Origin of the sequence: Collinsella sp. An268, assembly GCF_002159765.1 — a bacterium.
In the GTDB taxonomy this organism is placed as follows: domain Bacteria; phylum Actinomycetota; class Coriobacteriia; order Coriobacteriales; family Coriobacteriaceae; genus Coprousia.
Map to the genome: position 1 here is coordinate 18,307 of NZ_NFJH01000006.1, position 14,653 is coordinate 32,959.

16 protein-coding genes are annotated in these 14,653 nt (G+C 67.7%); all 16 read left to right on the forward strand.

All coding sequences use genetic code 11. The annotated features are described in order from the left end of the window. The first annotated feature begins 37 nt into the window (after positions 1-37). The 16 genes from rsmA to B5F70_RS06080 all read left to right on the forward strand — a co-directional run bounded on the left by rsmA (position 38) and on the right by B5F70_RS06080 (position 14,616). Positions 38-988 (forward strand): 16S rRNA (adenine(1518)-N(6)/adenine(1519)-N(6))-dimethyltransferase RsmA, encoded by a 951-nt coding sequence (gene rsmA, locus B5F70_RS06005; RefSeq protein WP_087204663.1) that lies wholly within the window; start codon positions 38-40, stop codon positions 986-988. After that, on the forward strand, positions 988-1,968 hold the full coding sequence (locus tag B5F70_RS06010; RefSeq protein WP_087204664.1) for a TatD family hydrolase: 981 nt from the start codon (positions 988-990) through the stop codon (positions 1,966-1,968). The genes rsmA and B5F70_RS06010 overlap by 1 nt, the downstream gene beginning before the upstream one ends. A gap of 376 nt (positions 1,969-2,344) precedes the next feature. Continuing rightward, positions 2,345-3,448, forward strand: coding sequence for a phosphate/phosphite/phosphonate ABC transporter substrate-binding protein (locus B5F70_RS06015; RefSeq protein WP_206383512.1), 1,104 nt, complete (start codon positions 2,345-2,347; stop codon positions 3,446-3,448). A 78-nt stretch (positions 3,449-3,526) separates the two neighbouring features. Next, positions 3,527-4,426 carry a phosphonate ABC transporter ATP-binding protein gene (phnC, locus tag B5F70_RS06020; protein WP_087204773.1) on the forward strand — a complete coding sequence of 300 codons (900 nt, stop codon included), beginning with the start codon at positions 3,527-3,529 and terminating at the stop codon, positions 4,424-4,426. Beyond that, entirely contained in the window at positions 4,423-5,265 is an 843-nt protein-coding gene (locus B5F70_RS06025; RefSeq protein ID WP_241145921.1) for an ABC transporter permease subunit, read from the forward strand. Before phnC ends, B5F70_RS06025 begins: the two co-directional genes overlap by 4 nt. Continuing rightward, positions 5,265-6,143, forward strand: a complete 879-nt coding sequence (locus B5F70_RS06030; RefSeq protein WP_087204666.1) for an ABC transporter permease subunit — start codon at positions 5,265-5,267, stop codon at positions 6,141-6,143. Before B5F70_RS06025 ends, B5F70_RS06030 begins: the two co-directional genes overlap by 1 nt. 170 nt (positions 6,144-6,313) lie before the next feature. Next, complete coding sequence (locus B5F70_RS06035) at positions 6,314-6,775, forward strand: phosphonate C-P lyase system protein PhnG (protein WP_087204667.1); 462 nt, start codon at positions 6,314-6,316, stop codon at positions 6,773-6,775. Continuing rightward, on the forward strand, positions 6,772-7,488 hold the full coding sequence (gene phnH / locus B5F70_RS06040; protein ID WP_087204668.1) for a phosphonate C-P lyase system protein PhnH: 717 nt from the start codon (positions 6,772-6,774) through the stop codon (positions 7,486-7,488). Before B5F70_RS06035 ends, phnH begins: the two co-directional genes overlap by 4 nt. After that, positions 7,476-8,609, forward strand: coding sequence for a carbon-phosphorus lyase complex subunit PhnI (locus B5F70_RS06045; RefSeq protein WP_087204669.1), 1,134 nt, complete (start codon positions 7,476-7,478; stop codon positions 8,607-8,609). Before phnH ends, B5F70_RS06045 begins: the two co-directional genes overlap by 13 nt. Next, positions 8,602-9,477: an alpha-D-ribose 1-methylphosphonate 5-phosphate C-P-lyase PhnJ gene (locus B5F70_RS06050; RefSeq protein ID WP_087204670.1), complete on the forward strand. Its 876-nt coding sequence runs from the start codon at positions 8,602-8,604 to the stop codon at positions 9,475-9,477. The genes B5F70_RS06045 and B5F70_RS06050 overlap by 8 nt, the downstream gene beginning before the upstream one ends. Beyond that, the gene (locus B5F70_RS06055) at positions 9,474-10,370 is read left to right on the forward strand and encodes an ATP-binding cassette domain-containing protein (RefSeq protein WP_087204671.1); all 897 of its coding nucleotides are present in this window, start codon (positions 9,474-9,476) and stop codon (positions 10,368-10,370) included. Before B5F70_RS06050 ends, B5F70_RS06055 begins: the two co-directional genes overlap by 4 nt. Positions 10,371-10,409: 39 nt before the next feature. Next, a complete protein-coding gene (locus B5F70_RS06060; protein WP_087204672.1) occupies positions 10,410-11,681 on the forward strand; it encodes an alpha-D-ribose 1-methylphosphonate 5-triphosphate diphosphatase in 1,272 nt (423 codons plus the stop codon). 1 nt (position 11,682) lies between these two features. Further along, the gene (locus B5F70_RS06065) at positions 11,683-12,393 is read left to right on the forward strand and encodes an ATP-binding cassette domain-containing protein (RefSeq protein ID WP_087204673.1); all 711 of its coding nucleotides are present in this window, start codon (positions 11,683-11,685) and stop codon (positions 12,391-12,393) included. Then, positions 12,390-12,836, forward strand: a complete 447-nt coding sequence (locus tag B5F70_RS10625) for a GNAT family N-acetyltransferase (protein WP_158094946.1) — start codon at positions 12,390-12,392, stop codon at positions 12,834-12,836. The genes B5F70_RS06065 and B5F70_RS10625 overlap by 4 nt, the downstream gene beginning before the upstream one ends. Before the next feature lie 61 nt (positions 12,837-12,897). Then, complete coding sequence (locus B5F70_RS06075; protein ID WP_087204675.1) at positions 12,898-13,932, forward strand: PHP domain-containing protein; 1,035 nt, start codon at positions 12,898-12,900, stop codon at positions 13,930-13,932. A gap of 15 nt (positions 13,933-13,947) precedes the next feature. Next, positions 13,948-14,616, forward strand: a complete 669-nt coding sequence (locus B5F70_RS06080) for a pentapeptide repeat-containing protein (protein WP_087204676.1) — start codon at positions 13,948-13,950, stop codon at positions 14,614-14,616. The last annotated feature ends 37 nt before the right edge of the window (positions 14,617-14,653 follow it).

Here is a 14,653-nt window from a genome sequence, read left to right on the forward strand (position 1 = left end):
GCTCCCCGCGGGGGAGCCGCTTTTAGAAAGGAACCCTGTGACCACCTCCCCGCTTGCGAACCCCACCGCCACGCGCGAGCTTCTCGAGGCGTTCGGCTTGGCGACGAAGCACCGTCTGGGTCAGAACTTTCTGATCGATAACCATGTGATCGAGCGCATCATGGCGCTCGCGGAGCTTACCGGAGACGAGCGGGTGCTCGAGGTGGGGCCGGGCATCGGCACGCTCACGCTGGCCCTCATCGAGGACGCCGGCCGCGTCGTGTCGATTGAGATGGACCGCGAGCTCGAGCCCGTGCTCGCGGCGCATGCGGTGGCGCACGGCAACTTCCGCTACCTGATGGGCGATGCGCTCAAGGTGCCGCTCTCCCTAGTGGAGGAGGCGGCGGACGGCGCGCCGACGGTGTTTGTCGCCAATTTGCCGTACAACGTGGCGGCGACGATCATCCTCGACTTCTTTGAGCGGATGCCCGCCCTCGCGCGCGCCGTCGTGATGGTGCAGAAGGAGGTCGCCGACCGCATCGCCGCGCGCCCGGGCACGAAGGCCTACGGCGCCTATACGGCTAAGCTCGCGCTCTTTGCCGAGGTAACAGGTCGGTTCGAGGTACCGCCGCGCTGCTTTTTGCCGGCGCCGCACGTGGACTCGGCGGTGGTGCGCCTCGACCGTTGGGGTGCGGGCACAGGTCCGCTCACGCAGATGACCGCGGCGGACGATGCGCCGGCCGCGTTGACTGCGGGCGACGGCTCTGCTGGACCCTCAGGCGCCGCGGAGGCTCCGGATGCCGATCAGGTTTGCCGTGTTATCGACGCCGCCTTCGCCCAGCGCCGCAAGACCATTCGCAACTCCATGGCGGCATGCGGGTTTGACAAGGCGGCGCTCGATAGCGCCTACGCGGCTGCCGGCATCGCGCCCACGGCGCGCGCCGAGACGCTCGTGCCGGCAGATTTCGTGCGGCTGACCTGTGCACTCAAGGGCGCGGGGGCGCTCTGATGGGGTCGTCGACTGCGGCCAATGCCGCGCGCTCCACGGCTGCGTGCGCCACTCCGCTCGTCTTTACCAAGCACACCAAGCGCGGCGACAAGACCTACGCCGCGCCGGTCCTCAGCGCCCCGCTCTTCGATACGCATGCGCACCTCACGTGTTTCTGGACCAAGGACCCGGTCGAGGTCCTCATGCGCGCGGAGGCCGCGGGTGTGACGGCGCTGGTGACGCTCTTCGATCCTTTGGGCGACGACATGCGGCTCGCGGCGTATCGGGAGCAGCTGCGCGGGTGGCTCGACAGCGCGCGGGCTGCGGGGTCGACGCTTGCCGACCGGGTGCGCTATCTGGTTGGTGCCCATCCCTACGGAGCGCCCGATTACACCGATGCCACCCACGCGGTGCTCGAGGAGGCGCTCGCGGACCCGCTCTGTGCGGGCATCGGCGAGATCGGGCTCGACTACCACTACGATGCGGACGACGATATCGCGGCCGCCCCGCATGACGTGCAGATGGCCGTCATGGCGCGCCAGCTCGCGCTCGCGGTTGCGCGCGATGTGCCCGTCGAGCTACACCTGCGCAACGATGCGGGCGATGAGGCGCGCGCGGCCCATGCGGACGCCTATAGGGTACTCGCGCAGGTGGGCGTGCCCCGAGCGGGCTGCGTCCTACATTGCTTTGGCGAGGACCGCGCCACGATGGAGCGCTTTCTCGAGTTGGGCTGCCATATCGCCTTCGGCGGGGCGGCGACGTTCAAGCGCAACGAGCATATCCGGGAGGCGTTTGCGGCGTGCCCGCGGGAGCGGCTGCTGTTTGAGACCGACTGCCCCTATATGGCTCCCGAGCCCATCCGCGGCCTGGAGTGCGAGCCCGCGATGATCGCGTTTACGGCCGACGCCCTCGCGCGCGATCGCGCAACGCGTACGGGTGAGGATCCAGACATCATTGTGCGGGCAGCTTGGGATAACGCCTGCCGTCTGTTTTTTCGCTAACACGGGCCGCCCGCGGGCTGACGGTGGGCAGACAAAAATCCTTACGCGCGCGGTTCAGGGGCACCGTCTGACAACAAATCATTACTGAGGGGGCGCTTTGCGGGCGCCCTTTTTACGTTGCGGTGCTCTGCGCGGCCGATTTGCTTACCCGCCGTGGGACCGTTCTTTACCGGAGGGCCGCTTGGCAAGCGAGGTGTAATTAAAACCGCGCGGATGCCGTCAGGCTTCGTCACCGGTTGGCAAGGGATGGTCGATGCGGCCCGATCTGCCGCCGCGGGCACCCTACTATCGTCTCCGGTTTGGCGGCCGCAAGGGTGCGGACCGCTCGAGTGGTGTCGTCGTGCCATGGGGGTGCGACGCGCGAAAGGAGACAAAGGTGAAGAACGTCACCAATACCCAGATTTCCCGTCGTTCCTTCCTCGGTATTGTTGGCGCCGGCGCTGTCGTCGCGGGCCTCGGCCTCGCGGGTTGCGGCAACGATGCCGGCAAGGGCGGCGCCGCCACCGATGGTTCCGCCGAGGCGGGCACCGCGACCCTCGACAAGATCACCATGGTGTGGCTCCCCAACGAGTCCGCCGCCGAGTTCGATGCTGGCCGTGAGGAGTTTGGCAGCGTCCTCTCCGAGTACGCCGGTGTCGAGGTCGAGCTCATGACCACCACCGACTACAACGTCGCCATCGAGGCCATCGCCTCCGGCAAGGCCCAGATGGCCAACCTCGGCGCCGAGGGCTACATCCAGGCTCAGGAGAAGAACGAGAACGTTCACGCCCTCTTCACCACCTCCGATACCGAGGGCACGCTCGACGGCGCCAAGTACTACAGCCGCATCGCCGTTCCGGCCGATCAGATGGCCGAGTACGAGGACGCCGAGTCCGCAACCGGCTACTCCATCAAGAACATCAAGGGCAAGCGCATGAGCTTCGTGTCGCAGACCTCGACCTCCGGCTTCAAGGTTCCCTGCAACGCCATCATGACCGAGTTCCCTGATGAGGTCACCTCGACCGACGAGCTCGCCCAGCCCGGCTTCTTCAGCCAGGTGCTCTTTGGCAACTCGCACCCCGGTAGCTGCGTCAACCTGCTCCAGGGCGACGCCGACGTGGCCGCCTTCGACGACATCGACGTCGACATGTACCTCGCGGTGCCCGAGGGCGAGCGCGACGCCGTGAACCAGCCCGGCTCCGTCTACGGTGTGGCCGAGGGTGCCGCGCAGCCCTTCGACCGCGTTCAGGGCAAGGAGTTCGGCATCATCCAGTCCACGCCCGTGTTGAACGGCCCCATCGTCTACAACGCCGACGTGCTGCCCGAGGACATCAAGGACAAGATCCTCGAGGGCATGACCTCCGCCGAGGTGGCCGAGAACGAGCAGCTCTTCGCCCCGGAGGACGCCGAGGGTACGGGCGCCATCTGGAGCCTCGGCGACACCGCCGGCTTCATCGCGGTCGACGACGAGTGGTACGACCCCATCCGCGAGCTTGCGTAAGTGCGCATATAGCGTGGGTTTGAGCGGTCCGCCGCAGGTCGGCGGGCCGCTTGTGTTCGAAGGGACACGGTATTGAGCATGAGTGAGAGACAGATGCTGCTCGAGGTGAGCGACCTCGGCAAAAACTACGACGCGTCGCGCCGCCGCGGGAAGGTCGCGGGCAACGCGGCCGCGGGCACCCCGCGCGCCCTCTCGGGCGTGAGCTTCACCGCGGGACAGGGTGAGTTCATCACGGTCATCGGCCCGTCGGGCGCCGGCAAATCGACGCTGCTGCGCTGTCTGAACCGTCTGATCGAGCCGACGGACGGCGCCATCACCTTCGATGGGCGCGACATCGCACACCTGCCCGGTAGCCGCCTGCGCGAGGTGCGGCGCGAGATCGCCATGATCTTCCAGAACTACAACCTCGTGTACCGCCTGACGGCGATCCAAAACGTGCTGCACGGGCGCCTCGGGTACAAAAACGCGCTCGCCGGCAGCCTCGGCCTCTATACGGAGGACGAAAAGGCCCGCGCCTTTGAGCTCTTGGACGAGGTGGGTCTGGGTGAGTTTGCCTACCGCCGCGCCGATCAGCTCTCCGGTGGGCAGAAGCAGCGCGTGGGCATCGCCCGTTCGCTCATGCAGGACCCCAAGGTCATGCTCTGCGACGAGCCCATCGCGAGCCTCGACCCCAAGAGCTCGCGCATGGTGATGGAGACGCTGCGCCGCCTCACGCGCGAGCGCGGCATCACGTGCATCGTGAACCTCCACCAGGTCGACTTCGCACTCGAGTTCTCGGACCGCATCATCGGCCTCCGCGCCGGCGAGAAGGTCTTCGAGGGCGCGCCGGAGGAGGCGACCTCCGCCGTCATCCGCCGCATCTACGAGGGCGATGCCGAGACCATGGTCGATGTTCCCGTCGAGGTGCCCGAAGCCGCACCGGCCGCTGGCGCCCCCGGGGCATTTGCCGTCGAGCCCGTTGCCGGAGGTGTCCAGTGAGCGCCGCCGCGCCGGCAGCGCCCGCGGCGGGCACGGGGCGCGCCCGCGCCGTCGACCTCACTTGGTTTCGCCGCCGGCAGCTCCGGACCCTTATGGGCGTGGTCGCGGTCGTGGTGGCGTTCCAGCTCTGCTCGATGGTCTGCAACTTCAGCCTCACCTACGCCTTGGGCTCGGTGCCCGCGGCGTTTGTCTGGATGTTTCAGAACTTCGTCCCCACGGCGGAGTCGCTGGCCAACTTTCCGCTGGTGATCACGCAGACCGTCTCGACGGCGCTCGACTCCGCCGCGGCGACCGTCATCGCCGCCATCGCAGGTATCGTGCTCTCCGTCCTCGGCTCCTCCACCATCGGCGTGTCGTGGGCGCCGGTGCGCGGCGCGATCCGCGCCATCGCGAGCGTCTTTCGCAACATCCCCATGATCGCATGGGCGCTTCTGCTTCTGCTCTCGTTCAAGCAGAACGAGTTCACAGGGTTCCTCGCGCTCTTCCTTACCGCCTTTGGGCAGCTCACGCGCTTTTTCCTCGATACGTTCGATGAGATTCCCACCGGGCCCGTCGAGGCGCTCAAGAGCTGCGGCGCGGGCTACTGGCAGATCGTGTTCCAGGCAGGGTTGCCGCTCGCGGTCGCCGACCTTATGAGCTGGATGCTCTACATGGTGGAGACCAACATCCGCTCTGCCACGCTCATAGGCCTGCTTACGGGCACGGGCATCGGTTTTGTGTTCAACCTGTACTACACGTCGTTCCGCTACGACACCGCCGGCCTCGTCATCATTGTCACCATCGTGTTCGTGCTCGTGATCGAGGCGGTTTCCAACGTAGCGAGGAGGTCGATGATCTGATGACGTCCGTATCGCTTTCCGAGCGCACCGCCGCCACGCTGGAGCGCGACTTCGCGGGGCGCATCCGCCTGACGGCGCGCGCGGGGCGCAATATTTCTGTGCAGCTCACGCTCGTCGTGCTCGTGGTGCTCACGTTTGTGACGTTCGCGCGCATGGGGTACGGCACGGTCGACCTTATGGAGGCGGCCCGTCAGGCGCTGGCCGACTTTGGCGCCATGATGCTCCAGCCGGCGCTCGACCCGCCGCTCGGCGCGGGCCACTTTACGTGGGCGACGGTTGCCGAGAGCATGCTCATCACCATCGCCGTCACCGCGCTCTGCACCGTCATCTCGGCCATCGTGTCGTTCTTCCTCGCGCTCGCCGCGTCGGAGAACCTCTCGAGCTCTGCCGTCTCCAACGTGGTCAAGGGCATCGTCGCGATCATCCGCTCCATCCCCACGATCTTGTGGGTGCTCGTCTTCACCGTCGCGATCGGCCTCGGTTCCGAGGCGGCCGTGCTCGGCATCTCGTTTCACTCCATCGCCTACCTCACCAAGAGCTACTCGGAGAGCTTCGAGGAGATCGACGAGGGCGTGATCGAGGCCCTGCGCGCGAGCGGGGCAAGCTTCTGGCAGATCGTGTTCCAGGCGATCGTGCCGGCGACCATCACCAAGCTGCTCTCGTGGACGTTCATCCGCCTCGAGATCAACTTCACCAACGCGGTGGCGGTGGGCGCCTTCGCGGGGGCGGGCGGCATCGGCTTCCAGCTCTATCAGGCGGGCAGTCGCTACTACAACCTGCACGAGGTGGGCGTCATCGTGTATGCGTGCCTCATCGCCGCCTTCGTGCTCGAGTACGTGAGCGTGCAGCTGCGTCGCCGCTACATCTTGCAAGACTAACGCCCCGCCGGGCGGTCGGTGTCCCTGTGCCTGCGCGGATTGGGAGAGGGTGGCGCGTCGCGCGTCCTCCCCGCGCCGGGCTTGCCATCGACCGCCCCCCAAGCGGGCTTCGGTAGCTCTTATTTTTTTCCCGAGGCACTGACCCCCGGGGGATACGAGAAAGGAATGTCATGGTTACGAGACGGGCGAGGACCGAGGTCCTCGTGGAGAGCGGCCCTGCGCTCGCGCATGAGCTCGCGGGGCTTATCGAGGCGGCATGTCCGGTGCGCGTCGTAGTACCGCCCCGCCAGGGCCTGGTGATGAACCAGGTGCGCGAGACGGCGCGCATGAGCCGCTTCTATCTGGGTGAGGCCCTTATGAGTGAGTGCCGGGTGCGCATCGGGGACGCCGAGGGCATTGGCGTCGTGCTCGGGGCGGACGGCGCGTTTGCCCGCAGCCTCGCGGTTATCGACGCCGCGTATGCGGCCGACCCCGCGCCCGTACCGCTCGCCGAGGTGGACGAGCGCATCCAGGCTGCCGGACGCGTGCTTGAGCGCAAGCGGGCCGCCGCGGCGGCGCGCATCCAGCGCTCGCGCGTCGACTTCGACGAGATGGGCGGACAGGACATGAGCGTGCAGGCGGTGGTCAAATGACGGACGAGATCTTCGCGCGCGACGCCGAGGCCGATGCGCGCGCCTTCTATCTGCAGCGCGCCTTCCGCGCCGTGCTCGACGCCATGGCGCGTCCCGGCGAGGTGACCGAGATCGAGCCGGTGGCTCAGGGCGACCCTGCTGACGCCGCGGCGGCGGGGCTCACGTCGGCGGCGCTCGTGGTGGGCGACGTCGTGCTCGATGCCGCCACCACGGTCGCGGTTGCGGGACCTGCGGGTGCGCGCGCGGCCTCCGTCATCGCGCGCCGCACGCATGCAAGGCCCCGCGCCTTGGCCCAGGCGGCCTTCTGCTTTGTGCCGGAGGATGTGCGCGGCTCCGCGGCGGCCGAGGCCATCTGCGCCCTCAATCCGGGGACGCTTATCGACCCGCAGCTCGGCGCCACGGCCATCGTCGGTTGCCGCACGCTTATGGGGCTCGACCGCGCGGGCGTGCGCACCGGTGCCGTCGCCGGCGCCGACGAGGCGAGCACGTGGGAGCTCACGGGCCCCGGCATCAAGGACCGCGCGCTCATCACGCTCGACCGCACCGACGTGATGGACGCCCGCGCCGCACGCGGCGACGAGTTTCCCTGCGGTATCGATTGCATCCTGGTGGACGGTGCGGGCCATCTCATCGCCCTGCCGCGCACCACGCGCGCACGGCGGGTGGACGGGGCGTCCGCCATGGCAGAAGGAGGTTTAGCATGGGCTATGTAGCCGTTTCCGGCGGCGAGCAGGCCATCGCCGCCTCGCTCGACCTGACGGAGCTCAAACGCGTCGGCGCAGGGCGCTCGATCGAGGTCGAGACCATCTTGGCCGCGCTTCCCGAGCTCGTGGAGCAGGTGGAGTCCGAGGGGTCGCTCTGGGCGCCCGAGGTCGCCGCCACGGCCGTCAAGCAGGCGCAGGGCTCGGTCGAAGAGGCCGTCTTCCTCATGCGCGCCTACCGGTCCACGCTTGAGCGCCTCTACACCTCGCGGGTGATCGATACCGATACGATGCGCGTCGACCGCCGCATCTCCGCCGCGTTCAAGGACATCGCGGGCGGCCAGATCCTCGGCGCCACGCGCGACTACTCCCATCGCCTGATCGAGTTCGAGCTCGCCGACGAGACGCCCGCCGACGTGCGCGAGCGCGCCGCCGAGCTCGAGCGGGCGCTTGCCGCCGAGCCGCAGGCAGAAGCGGCGGCCGCCCAGACCAGGGTGCCCCGCGTCCTCACGTACCTGCGCGAGATCGATATGGTGAGGTCCTATCCCCTCGACGACACCGAGCCGGTCGACATCACCAAGACCCCGCTCGCGTTCCCCGCACCCCGCAGCGTCATCCTGCAGGCGCTCTCGCGCGGGCTCACCCAGGCTGTTATCGCTATCGGCTACGCCGCCATCCGCGGCTTCGGGCTCAGCCACCCCACGGTGGGCGAGCTCAGGCACGGCACCGTCGCCGTGACCATCGACGCGCCGGGCTCCGACGCCCCTACCGAGGACGATGCCTACTACCTGGGCGCCATCCCGGTGACCGAGGTGGAGAGCCTCATCGTGTCCGACGAGGTCGACGACCGCGGCAACCACCGCAGCGCCCTCGACGTGGGCTACGGCCTTGTGGTGGGCGACGACGAGAGCAAGGCGATCGCCATGAGCGTGCTCGATCACAGCCTGCGCGCCGACGACGTGCGCTATCCCACCCAGGACCAGGAGTTTGTCCTCTACCACATCGACGGCGTCGAGGCCACGGGCTTCATCAGCCATCTCAAGCTCCCGCATTACGTGACGTTCCAGAGCAAGCTCGACGCGGCGCTTCGCTCCATCGCGGAGCCCGAGAAGGGAGGCGAGGCAGATGCGTAAGAACTACAACTTCGCCTTCCTCGACGAGGGCTCCAAGCGCGAGATCAGGCGCGCCATCTTAAAGGGTGTGGCCATCCCCGGCTACCAGGTGCCCTTTGCCAGCCGCGAGATGCCCATCGGGCGCGGCTGGGGCACGGGCGGCCTGCAGCTCACGCTCTCGTGCATCGGGCCCGACGATACCCTGAAGGTCATCGACCAGGGTTCGGACGCGAGCGTCAACGCCGTCTCCATCCGCGGGCTCGTGCGCGAGACCACCGGCGTCGAGACGACGACCGTGACCCAGGAGGCGACGCTCATCCAGAGCCGCCACCGCATCCCCGAGCATCCGCTCACGCGCGACCAGCTGCTGGTGCTGCAGGTGCCCACACCGGAGCCACTGCGCACGTACGAGGCGCGCGAGACCGTGACGAAGCGCCTGCATGCCGAGGCGGAGTACACAGGAGCCTACCTTGAGCTTTTTGAGCAGATCGTGCGCTACGGCACCACGACGACGGGCGCCGACCACCCCGTGATGGTCGAGGACCGCTACGTGATGGCCCCGAGCCCCATCCCGCGCTACGACAACGCGAAGCTCAACATGGCCGAGAACCTCACGCTTCTGGGCGCCGGCCGCGAGAAGAAGATCTACGCCGTGCCGCCCTACACGCACGTGGCGTCGCTCGCCTTCGATGACTACCCGTTTGTGACCGAAGAGTTCGAGGGCGCGCGCTGCCATCGCTGCGGTGCCACGGGCGTGTACCTCACCCAGACGGTCGACCCCGCCACGGGTGCGCAGATCTGGATGTGCTCCGATACCGATTATTGCGACCAGCGCGTGGAGGCGGCGCGTGCTGCCGCGACCGCGCGGAAGGGAGGCGACGCCCGATGAGCGACGCGACCGCAACCGCAGATGAGACGCTGCCCCGTCCCGTCAGCCATACCTACGTGGACGATGCACCGGTGCTGAAGGTCACCGGCCTATCCAAGCGCTTCGGTGCCGGTTGCCCGTACTGCGCGGACCCCGACGCCCGGCTCGAGCGCAACATCTGCCCGGTCTGCGGCACGGTGCACGCCGTCCGCAACGTATCGCTCGAGGTGCACCCCGCAGAGATCTTAGGGATCGTGGGCGAGTCCGGCTCCGGCAAGTCCACCCTCATGCAGTGCCTCTACTTCGACCAGGATCCCACCGAGGGCGACATGCGCGTCGCCGCGTTCGACGGCGGCGCCGAGAACTGCTTTACGGTCTCGCGCCAGCAGCAGCGCTACATCCGCGACCGCATCTTTGGCATGGTGTACCAAAACCCCTACCTCGGCCTCCGCATGAACTTCTCGAGCCTCTCCAACATCGCCGAGAAGCAGATCGCGGCCGGGGTGCGCAACGTGCACCAGATGGTCGACCGCGGCGAGGAGCTGCTCGAGCGCGTCAAGATCCCGCTGCGCCGCAAGCAGGACCCGCCGCGCGCGTTCTCGGGCGGCATGCAGCAGCGCGTGCAGATCGCCAAGGCCCTCTCCAACGAGCCGCCCGTGCTCTTCTTGGACGAGGTCACCACGGGGCTCGACCTCTCGGTGCAGGCCCGCGTGCTCGACCTCATCCTGCAGCTCCGCCGCGACCTCGGCGTCTCGATGGTGGTCGTCTCGCACGACCTCGGCGTCATCCGGCTTCTGGCCGACCGCACCATCGTCATGCTCGACGGTCAGGTGATCGAGCACGGCCTCACCGATCAGATCATGCAAGATCCGCAGCACGCCTACACCCAGGAGCTCGTCTACTCGCTCCTCTAGCGCGCGAACCGGCATCTTTCCCAGTGATTGGAGACTTTCTTGTACGTCATCAGGAACGGCATCATCGTCCAGCCCGACCGGCTGCTCTTTGGCTACGAGCTCGTGGTCGAGGGCGACCGCATCGCGGCCATCCAGCGCCAGGGCACGCTCGACGCCGAGGCCCGCGGTTTCGGCATCATCGATGCGCACGGTGGGTATGTTACGCCCGGCCTCATCGACATCCACTCGGATTACATCGAGACTGTCATCTCGCCCCGGCCGACCGTCCTTATGGACTTCCCCACAGCGCTCTTCGAGGCCGAGCGCGAGCTTCTGGCCCACGGCATCACCACCATGTTCCACTCCCTTTCCGCCTACGCGCACGACCTCATGGACGTCAAGCCCGTGCGCCAGTGGGACAACACCGAGAAGATCATCGCGCTCATCGCCGCAGCCAAGAAGACCGAAGGGCGCAACGCCCACCTCATCCGGCACCGGCTGCACCTGCGCCTCGAGATCGACAACGTGCACTTGGTGGAGCAAGTCGAGCGGCACCTGCGCGCCGGCGAGATCGACGAGCTCAGCTTTATGGACCACACGCCCGGCCAGGGCCAGTACCGCGACATCGAGATCTGGCGGAAGTCGTTCCGCGGCGACATCACGCGCGAGGAGGCCGAGCGCATGCTCGCCGAGCAGCAGGCGGCGCCCAAGCTCTCGTTCGAGCAGCTCGACTACCTCGCCGGCGTCGCGCGCGAGCAGGGCATCGCGCTCGCGAGCCACGATGACGACTCCTTGGAGAAGCTCGAACTCATGCGCGAGCTCGGCTGCACCATCTCGGAGTTCCCCATCTCGCAGGAGGTGGCCGCCGCCGCGGTGGAGCGCGGCATGGCGACCGTCATGGGCACGCCCAACATCCTGTTGGGCAAGAGCCACTCGGGCAACCTCTCTGCCCGTGACGCGGTGCGCGCCGGCGTGGCGACGTGCCTCTGCTCGGACTATTACCCCACCGCGATGCTCCAGAGCGCGTTTGTCCTGCACCGTGAGTTCAAGCTGCCGCTCGAGCAGGCCTTTGCCATGCTCACCATCAACCCGGCGCGCGCGGTAAAGATCGACCGCGAGCTCGGCAGCCTCGAGGAGGGCAAGAAGGCCGACATCCTCGTGGTGCGCGAGGTGGCCGAGGGGCAGCGGAGCTACCCCGTCATCACCGCGACACTCGTGGACGGCCGCGTGGTCTCGCGCATGTGGTACCCGGCGCTGCCGAGCATGTCGGCGCGCTTCGCGACCGACGCCGCCACGCTTGCCGAGACGCTTGCCGACGAGGAGGTGCGCTAACATGGCCGAGACTTCGCGCCCCCTGCTCGAGATCCGCGACCTCAGCAAGGGCTTTACCCTGCATGCCGCCAACCGCCGCGTGCGCGGCTGCGAGCACATCTCGCTCAAGGTGATGCCGGGCGAGTTTGTGGGCATCACGGGCCGCTCCGGTTCGGGAAAGTCCACCATCCTGAAGTGCCTCTTTCGCACCAACCTGCCCGAGTCGGGCGAGATATGGTACGACTCGGCCGCCTTCGGCCCCATCGACCTCGCCACGCTCGATGAGCGGCGCGTCATCTACCTGCGCAATTACGAGATCGGGTACATCTCGCAGTTTTTGGACGTCGTCCCGCGCACCACGGCGCGCGAGATCGTGCGCGCCAGCGCCGCCGAGGCGTTTGAGGACGAGGCGGACATCGAGGCGGAGACCACGCGCATGCTCGAGCACTTCGATTTTCCGCGGCCGCTGTGGGACCTCTATCCCAACACGTTCTCGGGCGGCGAGAAGCTGCGCCTCAACATCGCCCGCGCCATGGTGCGCCGGCCGCGCCTCCTGCTGCTCGACGAGCCCACGGCATCGCTCGACAACGCGAGCAAGCGCAAGGTGCGCGACCTCATCGAGCAGCTCAAGGCGGGCGGCACCACGATGCTCGGCATCTTCCACGACCTCGAGTTCATGGAAGGCGTCTGCGACCGCGAGTACAACATGCAGGCCGGCGGGTTTGTGGCGTGAGCGCGGCGCAGCCAGGCGTCCGCATCCGGCCCGCTGCGGCGGCGGATGCGGACGCGCTCTGGGCGCTCGTGTGCGCGCTGGAGGACACGGTGTTTGACCGGGCGGCGTTTGCCGAGCGTTTGGCGGTGCAGCTCGCCGACGAGCGCTATACCTGCCTGGTGGCAGAGGACGGCGGCCGGATTCTCGGCATGCTGAACCTGCGCATCGAGGTGCAGCTTCACCACGAGCGCCCCGCAGCGGAGATCATGGAGCTCGTCGTCGACGAGCCGGCGCGGGCGCACGGGCTCGGGGCCCGTCTGGTCGAGGAGGCCCGCGCTTGCGCCCGCGCGGCGGGCTGCGAGGTGTATGAGGTCACCTCGAGCTTCTACCGCACGCGGGCGCACCGCTTCTACGAGCGCGCCGGCCTCGCGAAGTCGCATTACCGTCTGAGTCAGCGCTTGTAGCTTTGCATGTCCCTACGCGCGGGTATCATGAGGCCAACCGTCACGGCTGAGGAGGCGCGCCATGGGCAAGAAGCAGCGGAGCGAGGGCAAGGTAAACACAGAGAAGAAGGATAAGAAGGAGAAGAAGCGCATGAAGGAGCAGAAGCGGACGGCCGCGCAGAAGGTCGCCGCGCGGCCGATGGCGCCGCAGGACGCGCCGTGCCCGTCCAGTGCGCGCACGGTCGTGGGCGCCTGGGACCTCCACAGCCATTCGACGTTTTCCGATGGCTCCGCCTCGGTGGACGAGCTCATCGCCGAGGCGCGTGCGTTCGGCCTTGCCGCCCTCGCCGTCACCGATCACGACAGCCTGCGGCAGCTCTCCCCGGTGCGCGCCCTGGCCCGCCGGGAGGGCTTCCCCGTGCTTGCGGGGACCGAGGTCTCGGCGCGCGATTACACGACGGGCAGAAACGTCCACATCCTCGCCTTCGGGCTCGAGGCCACGCCGGACGGCTCCGGCCCCCTCGAGCGCATCGTCGACGACACCCTCCGCCAGCGCACGGCAAACACGCTCTGGCAGGCATGGCTCCTCCGCCGGCGCGGCGCGGAGTTCTCGGGGCGCTACATCTCGCTCGACGAGGTAGTCGTCACCGCGGGCGCGAGCCTCGGCGTCTACAAGCAGCACGTGATGGAGGCGCTCACGCACCGCCATCACGAGGACCCCGATTACCAGTTCTTCTACCAGTGCCAGTTCAAAGGTGAGAGCCCCGCCAACCACGACATCGTCTATCCGGCGGCGGCAGACGCGGTGCGCGCCATCTGCGAGCAGGGCGGCGTCGCCGTGCTCGCGCACCCGGGGCAGATGAACTCCTGGGCGTCGCTTCCCGAGCTCGTGGCCGCGGGTCTTGCGGGTATCGAGGCCTACCACCCCGATCACGGCCCCGTGGATACATCGCTCGCCTTTGAGGCGGCTGCGCGCTATGGGTTGTTTGTCACGGGCGGAAGCGATTACCATGGCAAGTACGGCGCGCCGGCATCGCTCGGCGAGGCCTTTGTCATGCCCGACGAGGCGGGTCCGCGCGTTGAGGAGCTGTTCGCACGCGAGGTGCGCCTCTCGTAAGGTAGGGAGCGCGGCGTGGGGACCAAACCGTTTGCGGGATATGCGCACGTTGTGGAGCGGATGGGCGATCGGCTGGGTGCCGAGGGGCTCGTGCGCCTGTTGACGGAGGGTGAGGCCGAGGTTTCTCGCAACGCCTTTGCGCACCTCGAGCTAGCGGGCGTCTCGACCGAAGACGCCACGTTTGAGCAGGTGGTGTTTCACGATTGTGCCTTTGAGGACGTCGACTTCTCGGGCAGCACGCTCACCGACGTGCGCTTTGAGGGCTGCCGCTTCATCTCCTGCCGTATGGAGCGTTGCTGGCTCAACCGGGTCGATTTTCGCTCGTGCTCCGCGCCGGGACTGAGCTTTCTCAAGAGCCGTCTCACGAGCGTCTCGGCAACCGATTGCCAACTGCGCTACGCCGACGTCTCCGAGGCAACGGTGCGCGGACTCCGCTTGCGCGCCTGCAACCTCGCGGAGAGCTCGTGGCATGCGACGGGTCTCAAAAGCGTCGCCCTGGTCGATTGCGACCTCACGCGCGCAGAGTTTGTGCGCACGCCGCTCGCGGGCATCGACCTCACCACGTGCCGTATCGGCGGGTTTACCGTTTCGAGCGATTACCGCGAGCTGCGGGGCTGCGTGATCGCGCCCGATCAGGCCGTCGACCTCATCGGCCTTCTGGGCGTGCGCATCGCCGAGGACTGAGGGGCGCCGGCGCTTCCCGTCGATGCTTCCCGTCGGC

Coding starts and splice junctions, on each gene's coding strand:
- B5F70_RS06065 (WP_087204673.1), top strand. CDS start 11,683: ATGGCCGAGACTTCGCGCCCCCTGCTCGAGATCCGCGACCTCAGCAAG.
- B5F70_RS06010 (WP_087204664.1), top strand. CDS start 988: ATGGGGTCGTCGACTGCGGCCAATGCCGCGCGCTCCACGGCTGCGTGC.
- B5F70_RS06055 (WP_087204671.1), top strand. CDS start 9,474: ATGAGCGACGCGACCGCAACCGCAGATGAGACGCTGCCCCGTCCCGTC.
- B5F70_RS06075 (WP_087204675.1), top strand. CDS start 12,898: ATGGGCAAGAAGCAGCGGAGCGAGGGCAAGGTAAACACAGAGAAGAAG.
- B5F70_RS06050 (WP_087204670.1), top strand. CDS start 8,602: ATGCGTAAGAACTACAACTTCGCCTTCCTCGACGAGGGCTCCAAGCGC.
- phnH (WP_087204668.1), top strand. CDS start 6,772: ATGACGGACGAGATCTTCGCGCGCGACGCCGAGGCCGATGCGCGCGCC.
- phnC (WP_087204773.1), top strand. CDS start 3,527: ATGAGTGAGAGACAGATGCTGCTCGAGGTGAGCGACCTCGGCAAAAAC.
- B5F70_RS06045 (WP_087204669.1), top strand. CDS start 7,476: ATGGGCTATGTAGCCGTTTCCGGCGGCGAGCAGGCCATCGCCGCCTCG.
- B5F70_RS06035 (WP_087204667.1), top strand. CDS start 6,314: ATGGTTACGAGACGGGCGAGGACCGAGGTCCTCGTGGAGAGCGGCCCT.
- B5F70_RS06030 (WP_087204666.1), top strand. CDS start 5,265: ATGACGTCCGTATCGCTTTCCGAGCGCACCGCCGCCACGCTGGAGCGC.